Origin of the sequence: Bradyrhizobium sp. Arg237L (genome assembly GCF_029990105.1) — a bacterium.
Taxonomy (GTDB): domain Bacteria; phylum Pseudomonadota; class Alphaproteobacteria; order Rhizobiales; family Xanthobacteraceae; genus Bradyrhizobium.
Map to the genome: position 1 here is coordinate 78,732 of NZ_JAQMIL010000010.1, position 24,434 is coordinate 103,165.

A 24,434-nucleotide genomic window follows, 5' to 3' on the forward strand; every position below is an offset into this window, starting at 1 on the left:
TTCGCCTCGATCGCGCTGCAGCGGGCAATGACCGCGGTGGCGCATCGCTCGGCGGTCGCCAGTGCTGGGGCAAACCCATGACTTCGCAGCTTGTCGTGATTCCGACGCGGCGCGCCCATTCTAATCATGCCGAGGTGGCCCGCAGCATTGGCACTGACATCATCGCCGGCCGCTATGCGGAAGGGACCCGGCTGCCCGGTGACGCCGAACTCACCGCGATGTTCGGTGTCTCACGCCCAGTGCTGCGCGAGAGCGTGAAGACGCTGGTGGCCAAGGGGCTGCTCAGCACCAAGGCGCGGGTCGGCACTGTCGTGCGGGAGCGCGGCGCGTGGAACATGTTCGATGCCGATGTGCTCGCCTGGCATCTCGACGCGGGCATAGACAAGCGTTTCCTCGGCGACCTCGCGGAGATTCGCCTGGCGGTCGAACCGCGGGCGGTGGCGCTCGCGGCAGCGCGACGCTCGGAAGCCGATATCTTGGAGCTTCAGCGCAGCCTCGATCGGATGCGGCGGGAGGCCTCGGACTCCGTCGGCTTTGCCGATGCCGACCTTGCCTTGCACATCGCCGTCGCCAACGCATCCGGCAATTTGTTCATGCGCTCGATCGGTCATGTGATCGAGGCGGCGTTGCGCGCGTCGTTTCTGCTCAGTGCGCCGCTCGAAGCGGGCGATCGCGAAACCGTGCTGCTTTGGCATCAACGCATCGTCGACGCCATCGCGGTGGGCGATGCTGAAACGGCCGCGGCGGCCATGATCAAGGTCATCCACAACGGCATGCGCCGGCACGAAGGCACGGCAAAGGCGAACTCATCGGCTCAAGAAGCACTGTCAGTTGAAGCGCGGGAAGGACCATGACAGCACCGCGTGTCGCTATTGTTGGCTTCGGCAAGATTGCGCGGGATCAGCATATTGCCGCCATCGCCGCGACCGATGGGCCGGGCCGACGCCGGATCGTCGAAGTGTTCGAAGGCTGAGCCATGGCCAACACAGCCCCACGCATTGCACGGGATGTCTTCGGCACGCTGGCGGACGGTCGTCCGGTTGAGCGCGCGGTGCTTCTGGGTGCACGGGGCTTCGAAGCGCATATCATCACCTATGGCGCGGCACTTCAGGCGCTGATCGTGCCCGATGCGCAAGGTGCGTGCGACGACGTCGTGCTCGGCCATGACGATCTCACCGGTTACTTGAACGTGCGGGGCTTCTTCGGCGTTACGGTCGGGCGCTACGCCAATCGCATCGCCAACGCCCGTTTCGAGATCGATGGCGAGGTCGCGCGGCTTGCGGCCAATGACGGCGCGCACGCTCTTCACGGCGGGCCAGAGGGCTTTGACCGAAGGCTCTGGCAGATTATCGAGATCGAGGACGGCGCCGAGCCCATGGTTACGCTTGCCTATGTCAGCGACCATGGTGAAGAGGGTTATCCCGGCCGGCTCAGTGTTGGGGTCACCTATCGGCTGACCGGCCCGACGGAGCTGTCGGTGCGCTTCGAGGCATGCGTCGACCGTTCGACGATCGTCAACCTGACCAATCATAGCTTCTTCAATCTCGAAGGCGCCGCGTCCGGCCTGGCCATATTGGATCATCGGCTCACGATCGCTGCCGATCATTTCCTCGCGATCGATTCGGGCGCGATTCCGTTGCCGGGGCCGCCGCGCGCGGTTGCCGATACGCCGTTCGATTTCCGTAGCCCCACACCGATAGGAGACCGGATCCGCCGCGACGATACCCAGCTGCGCTACGGCCGGGGCTACGATCACAACTTCTGCCTCGACGGCGCCGGCGAATTGCGCCTTGTTGCGCGGCTCGAAGCGCCGCGGTCGGGGCGAATCCTCGAGCTCCTGACCGATCAGCCCGGATTGCAGGTCTACTCGGGAAACTATCTCGACGGGTCGATTGCCGGGAAACGCGGCCGGCTCTACCGGCAGTACGACGCGATCTGCCTCGAACCGCAGATCTGGCCCGACTCGCCCAACCGGGCAGACTTTCCAAGCGCGCAGCTGGCGCCCGGCTCCGTCTATCGGCACCACAGCGTCTACCGCTTTATTTCAGCAGGCAGCCTGACATGATGGAGCAGGTGCCGACTTCCATCCTATGCGCGGAGCGCTGCCATCTCGGCGAGGGGCCGACCTACGACGCAGCGACCGATACTGCCTGGTGGTTCGATATCCTCGAGGGCAAGCTGTTCGAGGCTCACCTCGTGAGCGGACAAGTGCGCATCCATCGTCTCGGCAAAATGGCCAGCGCGCTTGCACGCATCGATGCCGAACATCAGCTGATCGCGGCGGAAGACGGTCTTTATATCCGCTCCATCCGCGACGGCGCTATGACGCTCTATCGTCCGCTCGAGGCCGACAATCCGCGCAGCCGATCCAACGACGCGCGGGTGCATCCGTCCGGAACGTTCTGGATCGGCACGATGGGGAGAAAAGCCGAGGCTGGTGCCGGCAGCATCTATGCGCTCCATTGCGGCGAAATCTCAAAGCTATTCGCCAATATCACCATTCCTAACGCGATCTGCTTCTCGCCTGACGGCGGGATCGGTTATTTCGCCGATACAGCCAAGAATGAGCTCTATCGCGTGGCGCTCGATCCCGCGACCGGTCTGCCGCGCGGCGCGCCCGAAGCTCTGCTAGAGCATCGCGGCATTGGCGGCCTTGACGGTGCCGTGGTCGATGCCGATGGCTTGATCTGGAACGCGCGCTGGGGCGGCGGTTGCGTCGACGTCTACAGTCCGCAAGGTGAGCACCTGCGCTGCCTGCACGTTCCGGCGCGGCAGGCGAGCTGCCCGGCCTTCGTCGGGCAGGATTTGTCGCGCCTCCTGGTTACCTCGGCCTGGCAGGACATGGATGAGGCGGCGCGTGCCGCCGATCCGGATCACGGGCGCACGTTCGTCCTTAAGGTCGCCGCGCACGGCCGCGCGGAGCCGGATATCAGGCTCGCCCGCTTTTAGGAGATCTTCGACGACCAAAACCGCACCGCAACGAGAAACGTTCCTAAAACCGAAGGGAGTGAAACATGCTCAAGTTGAAGACGACGTTCCGTATGCTCGCGCTGGCGTGCCTCGCCGCCGCGATATGTAGCAGCGGCGCGCTTGCGCAGAAGGCGACGGTCGGCATCGCCATGCCGACCAAGTCGTCGGCGCGTTGGATCGATGACGGCAACAACATGGTCAAGGTGTTGAAGGAGCGCGGCTACGGCACCGACCTGCAATACGCGGAAGACGACATTCCCAACCAGCTCTCCCAGATCGAGAACATGGTGACCAAGGGAGCCAAGGTTCTGGTGATCGCGGCGATCGATGGCTCCACGCTCTCGGACGTGCTGAAGCAGGCCAAGGCCAAGGGCATCACGGTGATCGCCTATGACCGCTTGATCCGCGACACGCCGAACGTCGACTACTACGCGACCTTCGACAATTTTCAGGTCGGCGTGCTCCAGGCGCAGTCGATCGAGCAGGGGCTTGGACTCAAGGAGGGCAAGGGTCCGTTCAACATCGAGCTGTTCGGCGGCTCGCCCGACGACAACAACGCGTACTTCTTCTACAACGGCTCGATGTCGGTGCTGCAGCCCTATATCGACAGCGGCAAGCTGGTCGTCGGCAGCAAACAGATGGGCATGGACAAGGTCTCGACCTTGCGCTGGGACGGCGCGACCGCGCAGTCCCGCATGGACAATCTGCTCAGCGCCTTCTACGGCAAGAAGCGTGTCGATGCGGTGCTGTCGCCCTATGACGGTCTTTCGATCGGCATCATCTCCTCGCTGAAGGGCGTCGGCTACGGCACGCCCGAGCAGCCAATGCCGATCGTCAGCGGGCAGGATGCAGAGGTGCCGTCGATCAAGGCGATGCTCCGCGGCGACCAATATTCCACCATCTTCAAGGACACACGTGATCTCGCGAAGGTGACGGCTGACATGGTCGATGCGGCGCTCAGCGGCAAGGAGGTCCCCGTCAACGACACCAAGACCTACAACAACGGCGTCAAGGCGGTGCCGTCCTATCTGCTCAAGCCGGTGGTGGTATACAAGAGCAACTGGGACGGCGTGTTGATCGACAGCGGCTACTACAAGCGCTCGCAATTCGAGTGAGCGGATGGCGTCCGGCAGGCGTGCAGGGTCACGCCTGCCGGACAACATCTCGCCTGAGGAACTCTGCTGCAGGATTTGATCTGATGACGGCAATGCTAGAAATGCGCGGCGTCAGCAAGAGCTTTGCGGGCGTACAGGCGCTGCGCGACGTCAACTTCACCGTCGAGGCCGGCGAGATTCACGCGCTCGTGGGTGAGAATGGCGCCGGCAAGTCGACGCTGATGAAGGTGCTCAGCGGCGTCCATCCTTACGGCGACTATGAAGGCACCATCGTCTTCGACGGCGAAGAGCGGCGCTTTCGCGACATCAACGATTCCGAGGCGCTCGGGATCATCATCATCCACCAGGAGCTCGCGCTGATTCCGCTGATGTCGATCGCAGAGAACATCTTTCTGTCGCATCCGCCGGCGCGGTTCGGCGTTATCGACCGCGACGCGGTATATCGGCGCACGCGGGATCTGTTGACCCAGGTTGGCTTGCGCGAGTCGCCGGATGCGCTCATCACCGATCTCGGGGTCGGCAAGCAGCAACTGGTCGAGATCGCCAAAGCGCTCTCCAAGCGTGTACGTCTATTGATCCTGGACGAGCCCACTGCCAGTCTCAACGAAGCCGATAGCGCAGCGTTACTGGACCGGCTTGTGGCCTTCCGCGAACAGGGCATCGCTTCGATCCTGATTTCGCACAAGTTAAACGAGGTCGCCCGCATCGCCGACCGCATCACCGTCCTGCGCGATGGCCGTACCGTCGACTCGCTCGACTGCCGGACCGAGCAGGTGGAGGAAGACCGCATCATTCGCAGCATGGTCGATCGCGATCTCGCCCATCGCTTTCCGCCGCGCGAGGTCAGGATTGGGCACCCCGTGCTCGTGGTGGACAACTGGTCCGTGCATCACCCGCTCCATCCGGAGCGCCAAGTGATCAAGAACGTCGGCTTTCACGTGCGGCATGGCGAAATCGTGGGCATCGCCGGCCTGATGGGCGCCGGACGCACCGAATTCGCCATGAGCCTGTTCGGTCGGGCGTGGGGCTACAATATCAGCGGGCGTGTGCAACTGGACGGCCGCGAGGTCAGCCTTGCGACCGTCTCCGCGGCGATTGACGCGGGCCTCGCTTATGTGACCGAAGACCGCAAGCAGCTCGGGCTGATCCTCGCCGACGACGTGCGCAAGAACATCACGCTCGCGAGCCTTTTCCAGGTAGCATCGCGATGGGTCATTGACGACATCAGGGAGCTGAAAGCGGCGAGTGACTATCGCAATCGGATGCGCATCCGGTGCTCCGATGTCTACCAGGAAACCGGCCATCTCTCCGGCGGCAACCAGCAGAAGGTGGTGCTGTCGAAGTGGCTGATGACGGACCCAAAGGTTCTGATCCTGGACGAGCCGACCCGCGGGATCGACGTCGGCGCGAAGTATGAGATTTATTGTATCATCAACGAATTGGCGGAGGCCGGCAAGGGCATCGTGGTGATCTCCTCGGAAATGCCGGAGCTGCTTGGAATTTGCGATCGGATCTGCGTGATGAACGACGGCGCCTTCGTCGGCGAATTCGCCGCCGCGGACGCGACGCAAGAAAAGATCATGCGTGCGATCATGCGCAACAAGGCCGTACAAATCGTCGTCGAACATAACAAGATGCAAGCGGGTGGAATGCAGCCATGACCGACAAGACGGTTTCACTTCCAGAGCAGCGCGGGCACGCTGGATTCATCAAAAACAATCTGCGCAATTACAGCATGCTGCTGTCGCTGTTCGCGATCATGCTGTTCTTCCAGTTCATGACCGATGGCACGCTGCTGCAGCCCCTCAATCTCACCAATCTGGTGCTGCAGAACAGCTATATCGTGATCATGGCACTGGGCATGCTGCTCGTGATCGTCACCGGCCATATCGATTTGTCGGTCGGGTCGGTGGCCGGCTTCATCGGGGCGGTCGCCGCCGTGCTGATGGTTCGCTATCACGTCGATTACCCCGCGGCATTCATCGCCTGTCTGCTGGTCGGCGCGTCGATCGGGGCGGCGCAAGGCTATTGGGTGGCGTATTTCGGCATTCCATCCTTCATCGTCACGCTGGCAGGCATGCTGGTGTTCAAGGGGCTTGCGCTTGCGCTGCTACAGGGGCAATCGGTTGGACCGTTTCCGCCGACCTTCCAGAAACTGTCGTCGGGATTCATTCCGGAGCTGCTTCCCGGGGTCGGGACGCTGTATCCGACCTCGCTGTTTATTGGCGCAGTGCTGGCGCTGGCACTGGTCTATGCCAGCGCGAAGAGCCGTGCGCGCGAGCAATCGCATGGCATTGAGGTCGAGCCTTATGCGTTCTTTGTCGCGAAGAGTGCCGTGCTAGCGGGCGCGGTGCTCTATTGCACCTACTTGATCGCTTCGCATCGCGGATTGCCGAACGTCCTCGTGATCATGACCGCGCTGATCGCGCTCTATGGTTTTCTCACACGGCGAACGGTGATCGGCAGGCAGATCTACGCCGTGGGCGGCAATGCGAAGGCGGCAAAACTGTCGGGCATCAAGACCGAACGGCTCACCTTCCTCACCTTTGTCAACATGGGCGTCCTGGCCGCGCTGGCCGGCCTCGTCTTCGCCGCGCGCCTCAACACGGCGACGCCGAAGGCCGGCGCCGGCTTCGAACTCGACGTCATCGCCGCCTGCTTCATTGGCGGTGCTTCCGCCTATGGCGGTGTTGGCCGGGTCGGTGGCGCCGTGGTCGGTGCTATGATCATGGGCGTCATGAACAATGGAATGTCGATCCTTGGCATCGGGATCGACTACCAACAGGTGATCAAGGGATTGGTGCTGCTCGCAGCCGTTTGCGTCGACGTCTACAACCAGCGCAGGTGAGGACGGACCGTTCTTGGGGCAATGAGCACGCCAAGCTCGACGGAACTTCGTCATGCGGAGCATCAAGGACCGTAGCGCAGGCAAGCCACGATGCCTGGTTTGAAGCGCGGTCGGAATCTCGACAAGATCGGGCAATGGTCGGGTGACACGTCCGAGCTGTTTTTCGAGGATGTGCAGATTCCCACCGAAAACTTGCTCGGGCCACAACATGGCGGCTTCGGCTGCCTCATGGGCGAACTGGTTCAGGAGAGGTTGAGCATCGCGGTCGGAGCTCAGGCAGCAGCGCAACGCGCTTTCGGCCAAATACTGGAACGAGGTTGCGCCGGAATGGATTCACGATTCCGATAGCGAAAACAATGAAGCTGTTGAGCGCCTATTAAAGGCCGACCGCCCCCGGGCCGCCTTCTCCTGCATCCGGTATGAGCCGCAGAAACTCGATGCGCAGGTCCTTTATCGTTTGCTGCTCGCCATGGCGCAGGGCGGCGGCGAGCCGCCCGGGCATTACATGCTGGAACACTACCATGTCGAAGCGGCCTTCAAGAGCCTGAACGGCAGCGCGGCACTGACCCTCGATCAAAAGGCGGGGTTAGAGTTCGCCTACATCGATGCATTGGCGCGGCGTTGGGAGCGAAGGAAAGATGCGTATGGCATCCCGAATCTGGAACGGTATATCGAAGCGCACCCCGAACAATTCGCTCAAGCGATCGCGTGGACTTACAAGCGCAACGACGGGGCTACCGATCCCCCCGAATTGCAGGTTTCGCCCGACCATGTGAAATCGATGGCCGAACGCAGCTATAAACGTTTGGACGCACTGCACCGGATTCCCGGGCACGATGAGCTTGGCGAGCTGAAAGCAGAATACCTGGCGAAGTGGGTTGCGACTGTTCGCCGCCTCTGTGCAGAGCTGGGGCGCGCCAAGGTCGGCGATACCTCCATCGGCCGACTCTTGTCCGCCGCCCCCATCGGCAAGGACGGTGTGTGGCCATGCGAGCCAGTCCGCGATGTCATGGAGGATGTCCAATCCGAAGAGATAATCCATGGCGCTCATACCGGCGTGTATAATTCACGCGGTGTTCATTGGCGCGGCGAAGGCGGCGATCAGGAGCGCGATTTGGCAGAGAAGTATCGCAAATGGGGCGAGGCGCTCCAAGTTTCGCATCCCTTTGTGTCCTCAAAGCTCCTGATGGGACTGGCTGCGACCTACGATCACGAAGCAAGCCGTGAGAACATGGCTGCTGGGATTAGGCGTCGCATGCGCCAATGACTTAGAGGGTTTCCGTGGATCGATGCAGGTAGAAAAAAGAGAGATAGGCGACGATCCCAACTGGGGTGCTACTTTGCATGGGGTTGTTTTCGATATTTTAGTTGGATCAGACGGGCAAGGTTATCAAAAGCATCATGTTGCATTGAACCGGCGTTGTGGGTAAGCAATTGAGATGGAATGGAAATTCTCTGTCGCCCCCATGATGGATTGGAGCGAAGGTTCAGGTTTTTCAATCGGTTAGTAGGGTGCGTGTGCACGACGTGTGCACCGGGAGATCAAGGAAAATCTAGCAACAACCAACGTCAGCTGGCTGAACTGAACGCGCTGCAGTCTCAGCGGCAGGCCGGTCCTGTTCGACGATCATGGCTTGCCGCTTCTGATCGACCTCGTGACGGTGACGACCGACACGCTGTCGTCGAAGCGGCCGGAGCTGCTGAAATTCCTGCAGGCGAGCCGTCGCGGATGGGCCGAAAACTTCGCCGATCCCCTCAAATACCCGCCGCTCTACCATGACACCTGGTTCAAGGGGACGGGATCGACGGTGGGGGCAGAGAACTTCTTCAACGCGATGCAGCCCTCGCTCATGAACCATCCGAAGGGGTTGTTCACGATCACGGAGGAGGTGATCGAGCAGAACCTGAAGTCGCTGAGCAGCGTCGGCATCACCGGACGGAAGGATATGTTCGACACCAGTCTTCTGGCCGAGATCTGACCTTGGCGGCCGAGGGATGACCATGCCGCGTGTCGCCAGCGACCTTCCGGCCAAAGCAGGGATCACGATCCTTTGCACGCTTGGCGTTGCCGTGCCTGGGAGGCCCTGGGGCATGTACCGGTCAGCGGCGTGAGGATTTTCGCGCCGCTTTCCGTGGTGGTCGCGGACGTCGGCGCCAATTCCGATCTGTACTGGGGTCATGTCGCGGCGACGGCCGCGACATCGACCTTCGGCTTCCTGATCGGCACGTCGATTGCGTCGGTCGCCGCACTGGTCTTCTGCCTGTTCCCGACGGTCGAGCGCCTGTTCCGTAGCGTCAACATCGCGCTGTTCGCCGTGCCGGCGATCGCGATCGGACCGCTTCTCGTGCTGTTGCTCGACGGCCGCTGGCCGCAGATCGTGCTGTCCGCGACCATGATCTATTTCCCGACGATGGTCTCGATGCTGGTAGGGCTCCGCGACATCGATCCGCGCCATCAAGGCCAATGGTGGTGGAGAGATCACTTTGCTGCGCTCTATCCGCCTGCGCAGCGCCATGCCGGGCGTATTAGCGGGATTGAGGGTGGCTGCGTCGCTATCGGTATTGGGCGCGATCCTCGGCGAGTTCGGCTCCGGAGAGCGCTGGGGCCTCGGCACCTTCCTGCTCGGCTCGCTCGGTCAGTCCGATGCCGACAGGCTCTGGGGGATCAGCATGGCCGCAGCGGCCCTGGCGCTGACCGGTTATGGGCTTTTCTCGCTCGGGTCTTCGATGGTCGGTGCGACGATCCCGGTCACCGTGGCGGCGGGCCGCATGCCGGACGAACTGCATGGCCAGGACGGCGAGGCCGACTTCAAACGCTATCTTATGGTGATTGCATCGGTGGCGCTGCCGTTCGTGCTGTGGTGGGCCGTGCTGAAATGGGCCGACGTCAGCCCGATCGTCGCGCCGCGACCCTGGGATGTCGTATCCTACCTGACCTTTGCCGACGGATCCGATGAAGCGAGGTCGGCGCTGCTGCATGCCGTGGGGCAGACCATCCCGATGGCGCTGCTCGGCCTGTTCGTCGGGCTCGGCATTGCGTTTCTGCTAGCCGCACTGTCGGTGGTGATGCCGGGATTGCTCAAGGTGATCCTGCCAGCGGCCATGGTGTTGCAGAGCACGCCGCTGGTCGCCCTCACACCGATCGTACTTCTGCTCCTGGGCAGGACCATTTCGGCCTGCATCTTCATGGCCGTGGTGGTGGTGGTGTTCTTTCCGGCCTTCGTCCTTCTGGTCCAGGGATTTGCCGTCGTGCCGCGCGCAGCGCTTGAAACCGTCGAGGTCTATGGCGGCGGTCCGATCCAGAAGCTGAGGTTCATCTCGATCCCGTATTCGTTCCGCTACATCGCGGCGGCCGCGAAGCTGGTGGCGCCGCGGGCGCTGCTCGGCGTCATGATCGCGGAGTGGCTCTTGACCGGCACGGGGCTCGGCAACCTCATGGATGTCTCGCGCGGCTCGCTCGACTACGGCATGGTATGGAGCGGGGCCGTGCTCAGCATCATGATCTCGGTGCTCGCCTATCGCGGCGCCGACCTGCTCGAGCGCTCGATCCACGTCGGTCGCGCGGCATGAGCTCATCTCAACGCCTGTGGCTGCGGGATCCGACGACCACGGATCATCTCTTCGTATTTCCCGCCGACATGCCCGACGCTGTTGACATCGAGGTCGAGGAGGCCCGCGCGCTCGGAATCAGGATGGCGTTGACTCGCGGCGCGATCGATCTCGGTTTCGAGGAGGGCGGCATCGCCGACCGCAGGCTGATGCAGGATCACGACACCGTGCTGGCGGATTACGAGCGCGTCCTCTCGCTCTATCACGATCCGCAGCCCGGCTCGTTTACCACCGTAGCCCTGGCGCCCTGCGCCCCGTTCAACGTCACACGCCGGATGATGGTCGAGACCGCGGCGCTCGCCGCGAAGCATGACCGCAGGCTGCACACGCATCTTGCGGAAACCGAAGACGAGAACGACTACTGCCGGCAGCAATTCCGCTGTACGCCGGTGGAATATCTCGAGGATTGCGGCTGGCTATCGAACCGGACCTGGCTCGCGCACGGCGTTCATTTCAACGAGGACGAGATGCGCCTGCTTGGCGGACACGGAGTCAGCGTCTGTCATTGCCCGACCTCGAACATGCTGCTGGCGTCCGGAACGTGCCGGACGGTCGAGCTGGAGGCGTCGGGGTCTCCGTCGGTCTCGGCGTCGACGGCAGCGCCTCGAACGACAGCTCCAACATGATGGAAGCCGTCCGGCACGCGATGCTGATGGGGAAGCTTCGCTATGGCGCCGAAGCAGTGACGCATCTTGACGCCCTGCGCTGGGGCACCCGCGGTTCCGCGGATGGCCTGGGACGGTTCCTTCTCGACGATCTGAGGTTTTCGGGCGCTGGAGATCCGCTCGCGGCGCTCGTGCTGTGCGGGGCCCACAGCGCCGACCGGGTGATGGTCGCCGGACATCGGCGTGTCGTCGATGGCCGACCGGTCGATATCGATCTCGCACGGCTCCGATCGATGCATGGCGAGGCCGCCAGGGCCTTTCTTTAGGCAGCGTCGCCTGCACTCGCTATCAAAGTGGTCAAATCGCGAGCAAAACTCTTCGTTCCTTGTTGATCTTTCGATTGCTATTGTGGCCCAGATGGGTGCCCACACCACCACGACGAACGCGATCAAATCCGAACGGAAGCGGCCATCGTCAGATTTCTCACGACGAGGGGACCGCTCGGGCCCCTGAATTGCTTGCTTCATTGAACGTTCAGTAAAGTAATTTGATAAACACGTGGCCATGGCCAACCTTCGGGCTCTCCTGTTGTTGGGATGGGCTGGATTGCTCCTGCCGGGCGACATCGGCGATCAAGATCGGCACCATATTTTCGAGCATTTTGCCGCATCGCGGTCGTGCCGCTTGCGCGCGCCGACGTCGCAAATCTTTTCGTTAGGGCTGCGAGAAACCGGCTTGACGGCCTCAAAAATTTAGTAATACGTTTAGCATTATAAAAAAGCTAAACATCGCGCATCGAACCGATGCGTGGGAGGAGCCCAAGCCGTTCCGGGCCCGTTTTCCGGACATGGTCCGTCTCGTTCTCCACCCATCGCTCCTCAAACTCAGGGTCTTGGCGTCGTTCCGGCAGGGCGCGCCGAGCGGGTTAGATGCTTCAACGAGAGAGGAAACGGATATGCGGACATTCAATTGGCTAAGAAGCTCGGCGGCAACCGCGGTCCTCGGGGCGGCGCTGCTGGGGATATTTGGCGGAGGCGAAGCCGCAGCACAGAGCAAGCAGCTCACACTGTGCTGGGCGGCATGGGATCCGGCCAACGCGCTGGTCGAACTCGGCAAGGACTTCACCAGGCAATCCGGCATCGAGATGAAGTACGAGTTCGTCCCATGGACGAGCTATGCCGATCGCTTCCTCAACGAGCTCAATTCCCACGGCAAGCTCTGCGACCTGATCATCGGCGACAGCCAGTGGATCGGCGGAGCCGCCGAGAACAAGTGGTACGTCAAGCTCAACGATTTCTTCGACAAGGAGAAGATATCGATGGACGACTTCGTCCCGGCGACGGTCGTGGGCTATTCCCAATGGCCGAAGAACTCGCCGAACTATTGGGCGCTGCCGGCCATGGCCGACGCGGTCGGCTGGACCTACCGCAAGGATTGGTTCTCGCGGCCTGAAATTCAGTCCGCGTTCAAGGCCAAGTACGGCCGCGACCTGGTGCCACCGAAAACCTACGACGAGTTGAAGCAGATCGCGGAGTTCTTCCAGGGCCGCGAGATCGACGGCAAGAAAGTCTATGGCGCCTATATCTTCACCGAGCGCGGCTCGGAAGGCATCACCATGGGCGTGACCAACGTGCTCTATAACTACGGCTTCAGCTACGACAATCCGAAGAAGCCGTACCAGATGCAGAGCTTCGTCAATTCGGCCGATGCCGTAAGGGGGCTCGAGTTCTACAAGGAGCTCTACAAATGCTGCACCGCTCCCGGCATGACCAATGCTTACATGCAGGAGGGGCTGGATGCCTTCAAGTCCGGCCAGGTGGCGATGCAGATGAACTGGTTCGCCTTCTTCCCGGGCCTCTACAAGGACCCGAATGTCGGCGGCGACAAGATCGGGTTCTTCGTCAATCCGGCCGGCCCGAACGGACACTTCACCCAGCTCGGCGGACAGGGCATCTCGGTCGTCGCGACCTCCGACCGCAAGGACGACGCGCTCGCCTACATCAAATGGTTCGCGCAGCCCGCCGTGCAGCAGAAATGGTGGCAACTCGGCGGTTACTCGGCCCTTAAGGCGGTCGTCGATGCGCCCGACTTCCCAAAGAGCGCAGCGTTCGCACCGCAGTTCCTGGAGTCGATGGGAATCGTGAAGGACTTCTGGGCCGAGCCGTCCTACGCGCAACTGTTGCTCGACATGCAGAAGCGGGTGCACGACTACGTCGTCGCCGACAAAGGCACTGCGCAGCAAGCGCTCGATCTCCTGGTCAAGGACTGGACCAAGGTCTTCAAGGAGCAGGGCAAGCAGGTCGCGTCGCAATAGACACGGCAATCGCATTAACTGAACTGGTTTCCCCGGGGGACGTGCCTCGGGGAAGCCGAACCAGCCAGCCGATGGACCAGATGACGACGATCCTTCAACCTGATCATGCTACGATGGCAGGCATGAGCGAGCCCGCCAAATCTCGCGCCACGCGGCGCGCGCGTGGCCTTTCGGACCGAACCATGGCGTGGCTGTTCGTTGCGCCGACGATCGCCCTTTTGCTGGCGATCAACATATTTCCGCTGGTGTGGATGATCCGACTGTCCTTCACCAGCCTCAACCTCAGCATGTCCTATCTGCCGCTGCGGTTTGTCGGGCTCGACAATTTCACCGACATCCTTACCGACGAGGACGTCTGGTTTCGGCTCCAGACCACGGCGCAATTCGTGATCTGGTCGGTGGCACTACAGGTGGTCATCGGCTATGGCCTGGCGCTGTTGATCAACCGCCAGTTTCGCGGTCACAGCTTCTGGACCACGATCATCCTGCTGCCGATGATGCTGTCGCCAGCGGTGGTCGGCAACTTCTGGACGCTGCTGTTGCAGCCGCAGATCGGGCCGTTCAACTACGTGATCAGCCTGTTCACGGGGGTGCCGCCGAGCTCGTTCAGCATGACCGGGCAGGTCTCGCTCGCGCCCTGGACCATCGTGCTGGTCGACACCTGGATGTGGGCGCCCTACGTCATGCTGATCTGCCTCGCCGGGCTTCGCTCCATTCCCGACTACATCTATGAGGCTGCCGAAGTCGATCGCGCCTCGGCCTGGCGGCAGTTCTGGTCGATCACGCTGCCGATGACGGTGCCGTTCCTGATGCTCGCCGTGCTGTTCCGCGCGATCGAGAACTTCAAGATGTTCGACATGGTCAACCTCCTGACGTCGGGAGGCCCGGGATCGACCACCGAGCTCGTGTCGATCACGCTCAAGCGCGCGGCATTCGAGAAATGGCGCACTGGCTATTCGTCCGCGCTCGCCATCATCCTGTTCGTGACCGTATTCGGTGCCGCCAACATCTATGTCAAAGCGCTCAACAAGGTGAAGCAACGATGACCGCTGCCCTCGCCAAGTCCACCGCTCACTCCATCGTCGAGGCCTCGCCGCGTTCAAAGGCCGTGGCCGGCAGCCTCGTCATTCTCTACGCCGTGATCACTATCCTGCCGCTGCTCTGGATCGTCGCCACCGCGTTCAAGTCGCAGAGCGACGCCATCGCCTACCCGCCCAAGGTGATCTTCGAGCCGACGCTGGAAGGCTACGTGAACCTGTTCACCGTGCGCACCCGCCAGACGCCGGATTTCATCGCCAAGCTACCGCCGCCGGAGACCTGGTACGATAAGCTCGTGCGCCAGCACGACATGGTCATCGCCGGACCGTCGAAGGTCGTGCCGCGCTTCGTCAACTCGCTGATCATCGGGTTCGGCTCGACATTCCTGGCCGTCTTTCTCGGCACGCTCGCGGCGTACGCATTCTCGCGATTCCGCATACCCCTGGCTGACGATCTCCTGTTCTTCATACTGTCGACGCGAATGATGCCGCCGGTCGCGGTCGCGATTCCCATCTATCTGATGTACCGGCAGCTCAACCTGACCGACACCAGGCTCGGCATGATCCTGCTCTACACCGCCGTGAACGTCTCCCTCGCGGTCTGGCTGCTGAAGGGGTTCATCGACGAGATTCCGCGGGAGTATGAGGAGGCCGCCCTCGTCGACGGCTACACGCGGCTCCAGGCGCTGCGCAAGGTGGTGCTGCCGCAGGCCGTCACGGGAATCGCGGCAACCGCGATCTTCTGCCTGATCTTCTCGTGGAACGAATATGCCTTCGCGGTTCTCCTGACCAGCGGCGAGGCGCAGACCATGCCGCCCTTCATTCCCTTCATCATCGGCGAGGGCGGGCAGGACTGGCCGGCCGTTGCTGCCGCGACCACGCTGTTCGTCGTTCCGATCGTCCTGTTCACCGTGTTGTTGCGCAAGCACCTGTTGCGCGGCATCACCTTTGGAGCTGTACGCAAATGAGCGGGTCTGCGGTTGCCAAAAGTGGAGTGTCTCGCTGGTTCAGTCGTGGGCCTTGGGAGGCCGGTGCGATGACCCTGATCGGGGGCGGCATCATCATGCTGGTGCAGCCCTGGTCCATCGATCTGTACAGCTATTCCTTCGTGACGATCCTTGCCGGCACGATTGGCTACGTCATCGTCAGCCATTTTCCGGAATAGGGCGGTCAACATGGCACAAATTCGCGTCGAAAACCTGCGCAAGTCGTTTGATCAGTTCACGGCCGTGCAAGGCTCGAACTTCACGATCGACGACGGCACCTTTTTCGCGATGCTCGGACCCTCCGGCTGCGGCAAGACGACCACGCTGCGCATGATTGCGGGCCTTGAACTGCCGACCGAAGGAAAGATCCTGCTCGACGGCGAGGACGTGACCTTCCGGCGGGCGGCGGCCCGCGACATCGCCTTCGTCTTCCAACTCTTTGCGCTCTATCCGCACATGAATGTCGCTGACAATATTGGCTTTCCCCTGAAATGCCAGGGCATGGGCCGGCGCGAGGTTCGCGAGCGGGTGCAGGAGACGACGCGGCTCCTGCGGATCGAGCATCTCTTGTCGAGCAAGACTTCAAAGTTGTCGGGCGGCGATCGCCAGCGCGTCGCGCTTGGGCGGGCCATGGTGAGGCGGCCCAAGGCCTTTCTGATGGACGAGCCGCTTGGGGCGCTCGATGCCGAGTTTCGGCATCTGATGTGCGGCGAGCTTCGCGACCTGCACGATCGCATCGGCGCGACTACCGTCTACGTAACGCACGACCAGCTCGAGGCGATGTCGATGGCGGACCGGATTGCCGTCATGAACAAGGGGCGCGTCGAACAGATCGGCTCGCCGCAGGAGGTCTATGACCGGCCCGCAAGCATGTTCGTGGCCGATTTCATCGGCTCGCCGCCCATGAACTTTTTGCGCTTTGAGGGCGGCTTGAGGTCTGGTGATCGGGCCATCGCCTTCTATGACGCCAGCATCGCGATCCCGGAAATCCGCGAGGATCGCGCCACTGCTCCGCTGGCGCTCGGGATACGTCCGGAGCATATCCGCTTCGCCGACGCAGCACCCGTCCGTGGCGAGGTGTTCGGCGCGGAATATCTCGGCACCACGCAGATTGTCACCGTCGACACGGCGCATGGACGCGTCGCGGCGCGGCTGCCCTCCAACGCGTCGGTGCGGATCGGCGAGACGGTGGGTCTCGAATTCCACTCCGAAAGGCTGGCGTTGTTCGATGCCAGCAGCGGCCTTGCGATCCGGACCGCCAACGAGGGGAGCGCCTGCCATGGCTGACGTCATCCTGCGCAACATCACCAAGCGCTTCGGTACGGTGGAGGCGGTGCGCGAGCTCTCGCTGGCGATCAATGACGGGGAATTCCTGGTTCTGCTCGGTCCGAGCGGCGCCGGCAAGACCACGACGCTGCGGCTGATCACCGGGCTCGAGACCCCTGACGCCGGCTCAGTCATGATCGACGGCCGCGACGTGACGCATGATCCGCCGGGATCGCGCGATATCGCCTTTGTCTTCCAGCAATATTCGCTGTATCCGCATCTCACGGTCTATGACAACCTGGCGTTCCCGCTGCGCTCGCCCGCGCGGCGCGTGCCGGGGCCCGTCATCCGCAAGCGCGTTGAACAGACGGCGGAGCTGTTGCATATCGGAAGCAAGCTGAACAACCGCGCCACCCGCCTGTCCGGCGGCGAGATGCAGCGGGTGGCGATCGGCCGTGCACTGGTTCGCGATCCCTCGATCTACCTGATGGACGAGCCGCTCTCGTCGCTGGATGCGAAGCTCCGTTCGGAGCTGCGTATCGAGCTCAAGCGCATCCAGCTCGAACTTGGCGCGACCATTCTTTACGTGACCCACGACCAGGTCGAGGCCATGACGATGGCCTCCCGGATCGGCGTGATCAAGGATGGCCAGCTCCTTCAGCTCGGCACGCCGCGGGAGATCTATGAAAGCCCCTCCAGCTCCTATGTCGCCTCGCGTCTCGGCACGCCGCAGATCAATTTCCTTCCCGCACGTCTCTTGTCCGACGTGGCGGTGCCGCCGGAAACGGAGACCGTCGGCATCCGTACCGAGCATCTGAAGGTCGGTGCGCGCAATGGCGGGCGGATGGTCGGCCGCGTCCACCGTGTCGAGCACCTCGGCGAACAGAATCACGTTCATCTGGACTATAAGGGCGAAATGCTGGTGACGCTTGCGGATCCGCATCAGCAGCCGCTAGAGGCCGGTCAGGAGGTCGAATTGCACCTGGTACATCCGCTCTATTTCGATCGCGCGGGGCAACGCATCCCCGCGGTAATTCACTAGAGGGTCAGGTCGATGTCGCTGCAACCCGAGACGTTCAAGTCGTTGATCAGGGTGGCCGCAGAGCAGGTCATCGCCAGTGCGCCGGAGCTGACGAGCCTGGATCAGGCGATCGGCGATGGCGACCACGGAATCAACATGAAGCGCGGATTCGAAGCGGTTCTAGGCAAGCTCGATGCGATCTCCGCGCAACCGCTCGACGAGGCGCTGAAGATGATCGGCAAGACCCTGGTGATGACGGTCGGCGGCGCGTCCGGGCCGCTCTACGGGAGCTTCTTCCTCGCCGCGGGCGAAGCGCTCTCGCACGACAAACACTTGCCGGACGACCTCGCGGACGTCTTCGGCAGCGGCGTGAACGCGGTGAGCGCGCGTGGCCGCTCGCAGGCCGGCGAGAAGACGATGCTGGACGTGCTTGTTCCAGTCCTGGAAACGCTGAAGACGGCGGCCGGTCAGCCGGATCTGATCGCGCGGGTCCGGGCCACCGCCGCTGAAGCGGTCGAGCGGACCGTGCCGATGCAGGCCACCAAGGGGCGGGCGTCGTTCCTTGGATCGCGCAGCATCGGACACGTCGATCCCGGCGCCCGCTCGAGTTGCGTTCTCGTGCAGGCGGTCTGCGCGAGCCTGGAGCGATGCCAATGACGGAAACCGTGGGGATCGTGATCGTCTCGCATTCGAAGGACATCGCCAAGGGCACCGCCGACATGGTGCGGCAGATGGTCGGCAGCGAGGTCAGGGTGGCGTTCTGCGGCGGCAATCCCGACGGCGGATTGGGCACCAGCGTGTCCCTGATCATCGACGCCATCAACGATGCCTGGTCCGCCAAGGGCGTCGCGATTCTCGTCGACCTGGGCGGTGCCGAAACCAACAGCGAAATGGCGGTCGAGATGCTGGAGCCTGCGCGGCGCGATCTCGTTGTCGTATGCAACGCGCCGATTGTCGAGGGGGCCGTGATGGCGGCAGCCGAGGCGGCAGGCGGTAGCTCACTGGCCCAGGTCAAGGCCGTGGCCGAGGAACTCTCTGCCGACTGAGACGTCGGCGAAGAAGAATGGAATTTGAGCATGCTGGACAAAGCGGACGGACAGATCTTCACCGACAATGTGCGCCTGGTGCACGCGGTGGGCATGCATGCGCGCCCGGCGGTCAAGCTGACCAAGCTCGCCAAGAAGTTTCAGGCCCAGATATCCGTTCGGGTCGCAGGCGCGGCGGATTGGATCAACGCCAAGAGCGTGGCCAAGATTATGGCGATGCGCGCGGCGCACGGCAGCACGATCGAGATCAAGGCGTCGGGCAGTGATGCGGAGGCCGCCGTCGCGGCGCTGGTCGATCTGATCGCAACCGATTTTCCAGACGGGACATCGTAGCATGCAGGGTGGCGCGACCGGATTGGCCTACCGCGGCAGAACCGCCTCGATCGGATTTGCCCATGGCCCGCTTGTCCGTGTCGACGCGGACACCAACGGCGAGCGTGTCGCGGGTAACCTCGTTGAAGAAGCGCTTGCCCTTCGCGCTGCGATTGACGCGGCAAGCGGGCAGATCGCGGATCTCGCCGGGATCGCCGGCGGCGAGGCTGCGCAGATTCTCGAATTCCAGGTCGCGCTCCTGGAGGATGAGGATTTTATCGAAGCGATCTTCGCATCGATCGGCGATGGCGATCCGGCGGATGTCGCATGGCGTTCGGCGCTCGACGCGCAGATCGCGGACTACAATTCGGCCGCGGACGAATATCTGAAGGCGCGCTCCTCGGACCTTACGGACCTGCGCGACCGCGTGATCAACATTCTGCGGGGCGGTGGGGGCCAGGCGCTGAAGATTCCGAGCGGTGCCGTCGTTTGCGCCGACGATCTGCCGCCCTCGCGATTCCTGGAGATCGACTGGTCCGGCGGCGGCGGGCTCGCACTCTTGCGCGGCAGTCCCACGAGCCATGTCGCGATGTTGGCGCGCGCGCGGGGCATCCCGATGGTCGTGCAGCTCGGCGCGGTTCCGGATATCGGAGCCACGGCGCTGCTCGATGGTGAAGGTGCGACGCTCGAACTCGATCCCAGCGCCGAGCAGGTCCGCCTGTTCGAGAAGCGGCGCGAAAGCCATCGCAAGAGCAGGGCGTCTGCCCGTGCGATCCTGCGGCGGCCGACGGCATCGTGGCACGGCGAGCGGATCAAGCTGTTTATCAACATCCAGCGCGTCGACGATCTCGAGCATGCCGACGCGCAATATGCCGATGGCATCGGCCTGATGCGCACCGAGTTTCTGCTGACGGAGCGGGGCGGTTTGCCCGATGAGGAGACACAGTTTCAGGCTTACGATGCGGTGCTGCGTTGGGCCGACCGGCGCCCGGTCACCATTCGCACGTTTGACGCGGGCGGCGACAAGCCGGTGCCCGGCTTCACGCTGGATGGCGAAGCCAATCCGTTCCTCGGGGTTCGGGGCTTGCGGCTTTGCCTGGCCCGGCCCGAGATTTTTGCCATTCAGCTCCGCGCGCTGGCACGGGCCGCTGTGCGCGGAAACCTCAAGGTCATGTTTCCGATGGTCACCTCGGCGGGCGAGCTCGAGGCGGGGCGGAAGCTTTTCACCGATGTCGTGCAGTGCTTGCAGGCGGACGGCATTGCCGCGATGCTTCCCGAGCTGGGAATCATGGTTGAAGTCCCGGCGGCGGCCCTGGCTATTACGAGCTTCAAGGCCTCCTTCTTCTCAATCGGCTCGAACGATCTCGCGCAATATGTCCTTGCCTGCGATCGTTCCAATGGAGCGCTCGCCCCCTTGATGGACCCGCTGCATCCGGCGGTGCTTGAACTGATCGCGCGGACCGCCGAGCATGGGCGGCGCGCCGCGATCAGCGTCAGCCTATGCGGCGACATGGCAAGCGATCCGCGTTGCCTTCCCGCATTGCTGAACTGCGGCTTGCGCGAGCTTTCGGTGAATGCGTCGGCGCTCGCGCAGATCAAGCAGACGATCGACCGGCTGAGCAGCGGAGGTGGCCTTGGCTGACACGGCGATCGATGAGCAGGCGGCAGCCGGCGCTGTTGCGGTTTACAAGCGCATCTTCAAGGAAGTGCTGGAGAGCCGGCCGTCGGGCATGCGGCTGCGTCTGGCGCACGCCATGGGGAAGAACCGCAGCTTCGTGAGCCAGATCAGCAATCCCGCCTATCCGGTGCCGATACCCGTGCAGCATCTCAATACGATCTTCGATGTCTGCCACTTCCCGCCGCAGGCGAAGGCCGCCTTTCTTCGCGCCTATGCGCGCGCGCATCCGCGCCGGATCGGTCGGCTGACCGAAGGACCGCACGAGCGGACCTTGGCGCTGCATTTGCCCGATCTAGGCAGCGCCAAGCGCAACGCTGAGCTCGATGCGCTGCTCCAGGAATTCGCGCGGCGCCTGATTGCCATCATGCGGGAAAAATAGGCGTGGGGCCAAGGGGGAAGCGGGGAGGAGATAATGAAGAAGTTCATCAATTCGGTCGACGGCGTGCTCGCGGAGAGCCTGGACGGACTTGCGGCCGCGCATGCCGATCTCGTCGCGCTCGGACCGGAGCGGAAATTCGTGCGGCGCCGTGAGCTGAACCCAAAAAAGGTCGCGCTCGTTTCGGGCGGTGGCAGCGGGCATGAGCCGCTGCATGCAGGCTTCGTCGGCTATGGCATGCTCGACGCCGCCTGCCCGGGACAGGTCTTCACGTCGCCGACGCCGGACCAGATCGTTGAGGCCGCGCAGGCTGTTTCCGGTGAGGCCGGTGCGGTGTTCATCGTCAAGAACTATGCGGGGGACCGCATGAACTTCGAGATGGCGGCCGAGATCGCCGAGGGCCGCACGGCCACCATCGTGACGGATGATGACGTCGCGGTCGAGAACTCGACACACAGCATCGGGCGCCGCGGCGTAGCCGGTACGCTGATCGTCGAGAAGATCGTCGGCGCGGCCGCCGAAAAGGGCGCCGACCTCGAGGGCTGCGTTGCGCTCGGCGAGCGCGTCAACGCGCGCACACGTTCGATGGGCGTGGCGCTGACAAGCTGCACGGTCCCGGCCGCGGGCACGCCGACCTTCTCACTCGGCGAGGACGAAATGGAGATGGGGGTCGGCATTCACGGCGAGCCGGGACGTCGGCGCGTCAAGCTGGAGCGGGCCGATGCGATCGCGGACGAGATGACGACTGCCATCGCGCAGGATCTCGACGCGCGTGACGGGGCCGAGGCCCTCCTGCTCGTTAACGGATTTGGCGGAACGCCGACGATCGAGCTGTATCTGATGTATAACGCGGCGCGCCGGATGCTCGAGAAGCGCGGCCTGCGCATCGCTCGCTCGCTGGTCGGCAGCTTCGTCACCTCGCTGGACATGGCCGGGTGCTCGCTCACCGTAAGCTTGCTCGACACTGAGACGACCGCGCTCTGGGATCATCCCGTGCGCACGGCGGCATTGAAATGGTGATCGCGGTCGTGAGCGATAGGTGATCGCTTTCGCCCCGGCGGCTTTGCCTGAATTCGCTCGCGTTTATCGCGCTTCGATAAGATGTAGCCTTAGACAAGAGGTGATCGTGCCGGCCGGCCGCTGTCGGCGCGAAGCTGACCGCTATTGACCAGCCTCGATCTTCTTGGCTGGAGCTGGCTCAAATTGGCCCATGATGGATTGGAACGAGAGCTTAGATTTTTCAATTGGTTAGAAGGCGGCGTGTGCACGACGTGTGCACTGGAAGATCAAGAAAAATCTATTGAGAGCCAGTGTGGGTGATCGTTCTTTGGAAGTGATGTGAGGTCCATAGAAGTCTGGGCGGCGTACAGAGTTGGGTCGAAAGGGCAGGATACTCGCGTGCGGCTTAAGAGCTGATCGTGATCGTTACGAGTAAAGCTTCGTGTTTCGCCGATCGTGCCGAGTTCTGCAGATCGCGGTGAGGAGAAAAAATACTATCGGTGGTTCGATTCCCTCCCTGGGCACCAAGTCCGCGCTAGGCTGCGATTTTGTACGATCGCGACCGCTATGGTTGGCGGAAGAATCGGCTTGAACCAAGTGCACTCTCGCCGGCGTCCAATCAATGATGAGGACGAGCCTGCGTGTACATCGCCTCGGCGCGGTGACTCCCAAGCTTTGGGGCGACCATCTCTGGAGTCCGGGCTATTTCGCCGCCTCCTGCGGAGGGACGCCGATCGCCATTGTTCGGCAATATATCGAGAACCAAAGGCGCGCCTTGACCCGGCCTTGAAGGACCGGGTTTGTCGCGGATGCGTTTTTAGACGGTGCGAGGCAATGACGGGCCCCCGCAACTTACGTGGAATACCCTGCTATTGCTCGTGAAAGGCATGGTGAAAGCTGTCCCTAATCGGCTGCGTGATATAGCGGAAGAAGCTTCGCTCCCCAAGCTGCACCATCGCCTCAACCGGCATTCCGGGCGTGAGATGGACGTTGGGAAGACGATCAAGCTGGTCCCGATCGAGCAGGATCTGCACTTTGTAGTAGTTGTTCTTTGTCTGCTCATCGGCGGTGGCGTCGGAGGCGACGAAGGTGACGCGGCCGGCAACGAACGGCACCAGGCGCTGCTTGAACGCCGGCAGACGCACCTGTGCTTCAAGGCCGGGATACACCACATCGATATCGTTCGGCGAAAGTTTCACGTTCGCCACCAGCCGGTCGTGCGATGGCACCAGTTCCATCACCGTATCGCCGGGCCTGACCACGGCGCCGACGTTGAACACCCGCATGCCAAGGACAGTGCCGTCCTCGGGCGCCACCACGTCGCGGCGCACGGCGACGTCCTGCGCGGCGCGCAATTTGTCCTCCACCTCGTTCAGCTTGGTGCTGGCCTCCCGCATGTCGTTCGAGACATCCTGTAGCCGCTGATCTTGAATCTGCTTCATGGATGAACGGGATTCCGCGATGGTGGCGCGCGCGCGTTGGATCTGTCCGCTCAGGTCGCCCAGCGTCCCCTCCAACCCGGCTTGGCTGCGCTGCAAGGCCAGCACAGTGGACAGCGTCGCCAGGCCCTTTGTCAGCAGCCCCTGCTTGACCTCGGTCTCGTGCCGTATCAATTCGAGCTGTTGCCGGGTAGCCCGCTGCTGCTGTTCTGCCGATTCAATGACGCCTAGCTGCTGATCGACCCGGTCTCGGAGTACGGCAATCTGGCTTTTCAGGCTGACCGTGCGCGCCTCGAACAGCGCGCGCTGCCCGCTGACCGCATCGGCGGCGCGCAGGGCGTCGAAACCTTGCCCGCTCGCTGCAGCCAGCAGATCGTCAGGAAAGCTTATATCGCTTCTGCCGGCCGCCTCTGCGTCAAGTCGGGCCAATTGTGCCAGCAATGCCCAGCGCTGGGCTCGCGCCGTCTCGGCCGTCGCGCTCGCCTGCACGTCGTTCAGCCGCATCAGCACCTGACCGGTCCGCACATGATCGCCGTCGCGCACGGTCAGTTCCGCAACCGATCCTCCCTCCTGATTGGCGATGATGCGACGCTGGCCCTCGACCTCGATCGCGCCCTGCGCGATCGCTGCTTCCGCCAGCGGAGCGGAGACGGACCAGGCGCTGAAGCCGCCGATGAAAACCGCCATGGCCATCAATCCGAGCAGGATCACGCCGCGTGTCGACGGATGAGGCGCCTCCATCAACGGTAGCGCGGGCGACGCAATCGACCGGGCGGGGCTGTCAGCAACGATGGCTCGTTCGGAGGGGGACGG

General features: G+C 62.8%; 25 protein-coding genes and 2 pseudogenes. 25 read left to right on the plus strand and 2 right to left on the minus strand.

Going from position 1 to position 24,434, the window contains the following annotated elements:
• Window positions 1-77: 77 nt before the first annotated feature.
• From OZ411_RS08505 to OZ411_RS08550, 10 genes and pseudogenes are all read left to right on the plus strand, one after another.
• Window positions 78-854: a FadR/GntR family transcriptional regulator gene (locus OZ411_RS08505; RefSeq protein WP_130578575.1), complete on the plus strand. Its 777-nt coding sequence runs from the start codon at window positions 78-80 to the stop codon at window positions 852-854.
• Entirely contained in the window at window positions 851-973 is a 123-nt protein-coding gene (locus OZ411_RS08510; protein WP_282527631.1) for a hypothetical protein, read from the plus strand. Before OZ411_RS08505 ends, OZ411_RS08510 begins: the two co-directional genes overlap by 4 nt.
• Before the next feature lie 3 nt (window positions 974-976).
• Entirely contained in the window at window positions 977-2,065 is a 1,089-nt protein-coding gene (locus tag OZ411_RS08515) for an aldose epimerase family protein (RefSeq protein ID WP_130578576.1), read from the plus strand.
• The gene (locus tag OZ411_RS08520; RefSeq protein WP_282527626.1) at window positions 2,065-2,949 is read left to right on the plus strand and encodes an SMP-30/gluconolactonase/LRE family protein; all 885 of its coding nucleotides are present in this window, start codon (window positions 2,065-2,067) and stop codon (window positions 2,947-2,949) included. Before OZ411_RS08515 ends, OZ411_RS08520 begins: the two co-directional genes overlap by 1 nt.
• 65 nt (window positions 2,950-3,014) lie before the next feature.
• Entirely contained in the window at window positions 3,015-4,085 is a 1,071-nt protein-coding gene (chvE, locus tag OZ411_RS08525) for a multiple monosaccharide ABC transporter substrate-binding protein (protein WP_130578577.1), read from the plus strand.
• A gap of 83 nt (window positions 4,086-4,168) precedes the next feature.
• Window positions 4,169-5,746 carry a multiple monosaccharide ABC transporter ATP-binding protein gene (gene mmsA / locus OZ411_RS08530; protein ID WP_282527566.1) on the plus strand — a complete coding sequence of 526 codons (1,578 nt, stop codon included), beginning with the start codon at window positions 4,169-4,171 and terminating at the stop codon, window positions 5,744-5,746.
• Window positions 5,743-6,933 carry a multiple monosaccharide ABC transporter permease gene (mmsB, locus tag OZ411_RS08535; protein WP_282527567.1) on the plus strand — a complete coding sequence of 397 codons (1,191 nt, stop codon included), beginning with the start codon at window positions 5,743-5,745 and terminating at the stop codon, window positions 6,931-6,933. Before mmsA ends, mmsB begins: the two co-directional genes overlap by 4 nt.
• A 93-nt stretch (window positions 6,934-7,026) precedes the next feature.
• Window positions 7,027-7,227: pseudogene (locus OZ411_RS08540) on the plus strand (acyl-CoA dehydrogenase); the annotation flags it as partial.
• A 163-nt stretch (window positions 7,228-7,390) separates the two neighbouring features.
• Window positions 7,391-8,200, plus strand: a complete 810-nt coding sequence (locus OZ411_RS08545) for a hypothetical protein (RefSeq protein ID WP_282527568.1) — start codon at window positions 7,391-7,393, stop codon at window positions 8,198-8,200.
• A 367-nt stretch (window positions 8,201-8,567) separates the two neighbouring features.
• Window positions 8,568-8,912: a hypothetical protein gene (locus OZ411_RS08550; protein ID WP_282527569.1), complete on the plus strand. Its 345-nt coding sequence runs from the start codon at window positions 8,568-8,570 to the stop codon at window positions 8,910-8,912.
• Window positions 8,913-9,109: 197 nt separating this feature from the next.
• Here OZ411_RS08550 and OZ411_RS08555 read toward each other — a convergent pair whose 3' ends face one another.
• Window positions 9,110-9,328, minus strand: coding sequence for a hypothetical protein (locus OZ411_RS08555; protein ID WP_130578335.1), 219 nt, complete (start codon window positions 9,326-9,328; stop codon window positions 9,110-9,112).
• An 89-nt stretch (window positions 9,329-9,417) separates the two neighbouring features.
• On the opposite strand from OZ411_RS08555, the gene OZ411_RS08560 reads away from it, so the two are divergent.
• The 15 genes and pseudogenes from OZ411_RS08560 (at window position 9,418) to OZ411_RS08630 (ending at window position 22,972) form a co-directional block, all read left to right on the plus strand.
• Complete coding sequence (locus OZ411_RS08560) at window positions 9,418-10,503, plus strand: ABC transporter permease subunit (protein ID WP_282527570.1); 1,086 nt, start codon at window positions 9,418-9,420, stop codon at window positions 10,501-10,503.
• 32 nt (window positions 10,504-10,535) lie between these two features.
• Window positions 10,536-11,473, plus strand: a pseudogene (locus OZ411_RS08565) (amidohydrolase family protein); the annotation flags it as partial.
• Between the two features lie 629 nt (window positions 11,474-12,102).
• Window positions 12,103-13,461, plus strand: coding sequence for an ABC transporter substrate-binding protein (locus tag OZ411_RS08570; protein ID WP_282527571.1), 1,359 nt, complete (start codon window positions 12,103-12,105; stop codon window positions 13,459-13,461).
• Window positions 13,462-13,583: 122 nt separating this feature from the next.
• Window positions 13,584-14,507, plus strand: a complete 924-nt coding sequence (locus OZ411_RS08575; protein ID WP_282527572.1) for a sugar ABC transporter permease — start codon at window positions 13,584-13,586, stop codon at window positions 14,505-14,507.
• Window positions 14,504-15,466 carry a carbohydrate ABC transporter permease gene (locus OZ411_RS08580; RefSeq protein WP_282527573.1) on the plus strand — a complete coding sequence of 321 codons (963 nt, stop codon included), beginning with the start codon at window positions 14,504-14,506 and terminating at the stop codon, window positions 15,464-15,466. Before OZ411_RS08575 ends, OZ411_RS08580 begins: the two co-directional genes overlap by 4 nt.
• Before the next feature lie 68 nt (window positions 15,467-15,534).
• Window positions 15,535-15,663 carry a hypothetical protein gene (locus tag OZ411_RS08585; RefSeq protein ID WP_282527574.1) on the plus strand — a complete coding sequence of 43 codons (129 nt, stop codon included), beginning with the start codon at window positions 15,535-15,537 and terminating at the stop codon, window positions 15,661-15,663.
• 10 nt (window positions 15,664-15,673) lie between these two features.
• Window positions 15,674-16,771 carry an ABC transporter ATP-binding protein gene (locus tag OZ411_RS08590; protein ID WP_282527575.1) on the plus strand — a complete coding sequence of 366 codons (1,098 nt, stop codon included), beginning with the start codon at window positions 15,674-15,676 and terminating at the stop codon, window positions 16,769-16,771.
• On the plus strand, window positions 16,764-17,792 hold the full coding sequence (locus OZ411_RS08595) for an ABC transporter ATP-binding protein (RefSeq protein ID WP_282527576.1): 1,029 nt from the start codon (window positions 16,764-16,766) through the stop codon (window positions 17,790-17,792). Before OZ411_RS08590 ends, OZ411_RS08595 begins: the two co-directional genes overlap by 8 nt.
• Before the next feature lie 12 nt (window positions 17,793-17,804).
• Window positions 17,805-18,428 (plus strand): dihydroxyacetone kinase subunit DhaL, encoded by a 624-nt coding sequence (gene dhaL, locus OZ411_RS08600; RefSeq protein WP_282527577.1) that lies wholly within the window; start codon window positions 17,805-17,807, stop codon window positions 18,426-18,428.
• Complete coding sequence (gene dhaM / locus OZ411_RS08605; RefSeq protein ID WP_165421070.1) at window positions 18,419-18,817, plus strand: dihydroxyacetone kinase phosphoryl donor subunit DhaM; 399 nt, start codon at window positions 18,419-18,421, stop codon at window positions 18,815-18,817. The genes dhaL and dhaM overlap by 10 nt, the downstream gene beginning before the upstream one ends.
• Window positions 18,818-18,847: 30 nt before the next feature.
• A complete protein-coding gene (locus OZ411_RS08610; protein ID WP_165421071.1) occupies window positions 18,848-19,150 on the plus strand; it encodes an HPr family phosphocarrier protein in 303 nt (100 codons plus the stop codon).
• A gap of 1 nt (window position 19,151) precedes the next feature.
• Window positions 19,152-20,771, plus strand: a complete 1,620-nt coding sequence (ptsP, locus tag OZ411_RS08615) for a phosphoenolpyruvate--protein phosphotransferase (RefSeq protein ID WP_282527578.1) — start codon at window positions 19,152-19,154, stop codon at window positions 20,769-20,771.
• Entirely contained in the window at window positions 20,764-21,186 is a 423-nt protein-coding gene (locus tag OZ411_RS08620; protein WP_245475876.1) for a hypothetical protein, read from the plus strand. The genes ptsP and OZ411_RS08620 overlap by 8 nt, the downstream gene beginning before the upstream one ends.
• Before the next feature lie 33 nt (window positions 21,187-21,219).
• Window positions 21,220-22,203 carry a dihydroxyacetone kinase subunit DhaK gene (dhaK, locus tag OZ411_RS08625; RefSeq protein ID WP_282527579.1) on the plus strand — a complete coding sequence of 328 codons (984 nt, stop codon included), beginning with the start codon at window positions 21,220-21,222 and terminating at the stop codon, window positions 22,201-22,203.
• A 601-nt stretch (window positions 22,204-22,804) separates the two neighbouring features.
• The gene (locus tag OZ411_RS08630; protein ID WP_282527580.1) at window positions 22,805-22,972 is read left to right on the plus strand and encodes a transposase; all 168 of its coding nucleotides are present in this window, start codon (window positions 22,805-22,807) and stop codon (window positions 22,970-22,972) included.
• Window positions 22,973-23,051: 79 nt separating this feature from the next.
• Here OZ411_RS08630 and OZ411_RS08635 read toward each other — a convergent pair whose 3' ends face one another.
• Window positions 23,052-24,332, minus strand: coding sequence for an HlyD family type I secretion periplasmic adaptor subunit (locus OZ411_RS08635; RefSeq protein ID WP_282527581.1), 1,281 nt, complete (start codon window positions 24,330-24,332; stop codon window positions 23,052-23,054).
• Window positions 24,333-24,434: the final 102 nt, after the last annotated feature.

Coding starts and splice junctions, on each gene's coding strand:
- OZ411_RS08505 (WP_130578575.1), top strand. CDS start 78: ATGACTTCGCAGCTTGTCGTGATTCCGACGCGGCGCGCCCATTCTAAT.
- OZ411_RS08510 (WP_282527631.1), top strand. CDS start 851: ATGACAGCACCGCGTGTCGCTATTGTTGGCTTCGGCAAGATTGCGCGG.
- OZ411_RS08515 (WP_130578576.1), top strand. CDS start 977: ATGGCCAACACAGCCCCACGCATTGCACGGGATGTCTTCGGCACGCTG.
- OZ411_RS08520 (WP_282527626.1), top strand. CDS start 2,065: ATGGAGCAGGTGCCGACTTCCATCCTATGCGCGGAGCGCTGCCATCTC.
- chvE (WP_130578577.1), top strand. CDS start 3,015: ATGCTCAAGTTGAAGACGACGTTCCGTATGCTCGCGCTGGCGTGCCTC.
- mmsA (WP_282527566.1), top strand. CDS start 4,169: ATGACGGCAATGCTAGAAATGCGCGGCGTCAGCAAGAGCTTTGCGGGC.
- mmsB (WP_282527567.1), top strand. CDS start 5,743: ATGACCGACAAGACGGTTTCACTTCCAGAGCAGCGCGGGCACGCTGGA.
- OZ411_RS08555 (WP_130578335.1), bottom strand. CDS start 9,328: ATGGTCGCGGACAGCACGATCTGCGGCCAGCGGCCGTCGAGCAACAGC.
- OZ411_RS08570 (WP_282527571.1), top strand. CDS start 12,103: ATGCGGACATTCAATTGGCTAAGAAGCTCGGCGGCAACCGCGGTCCTC.
- OZ411_RS08575 (WP_282527572.1), top strand. CDS start 13,584: ATGAGCGAGCCCGCCAAATCTCGCGCCACGCGGCGCGCGCGTGGCCTT.
- OZ411_RS08580 (WP_282527573.1), top strand. CDS start 14,504: ATGACCGCTGCCCTCGCCAAGTCCACCGCTCACTCCATCGTCGAGGCC.
- OZ411_RS08585 (WP_282527574.1), top strand. CDS start 15,535: ATGACCCTGATCGGGGGCGGCATCATCATGCTGGTGCAGCCCTGGTCC.
- OZ411_RS08590 (WP_282527575.1), top strand. CDS start 15,674: ATGGCACAAATTCGCGTCGAAAACCTGCGCAAGTCGTTTGATCAGTTC.
- OZ411_RS08595 (WP_282527576.1), top strand. CDS start 16,764: ATGGCTGACGTCATCCTGCGCAACATCACCAAGCGCTTCGGTACGGTG.
- dhaL (WP_282527577.1), top strand. CDS start 17,805: ATGTCGCTGCAACCCGAGACGTTCAAGTCGTTGATCAGGGTGGCCGCA.
- dhaM (WP_165421070.1), top strand. CDS start 18,419: ATGCCAATGACGGAAACCGTGGGGATCGTGATCGTCTCGCATTCGAAG.
- OZ411_RS08610 (WP_165421071.1), top strand. CDS start 18,848: ATGCTGGACAAAGCGGACGGACAGATCTTCACCGACAATGTGCGCCTG.
- ptsP (WP_282527578.1), top strand. CDS start 19,152: ATGCAGGGTGGCGCGACCGGATTGGCCTACCGCGGCAGAACCGCCTCG.
- dhaK (WP_282527579.1), top strand. CDS start 21,220: ATGAAGAAGTTCATCAATTCGGTCGACGGCGTGCTCGCGGAGAGCCTG.
- OZ411_RS08630 (WP_282527580.1), top strand. CDS start 22,805: ATGATGAGGACGAGCCTGCGTGTACATCGCCTCGGCGCGGTGACTCCC.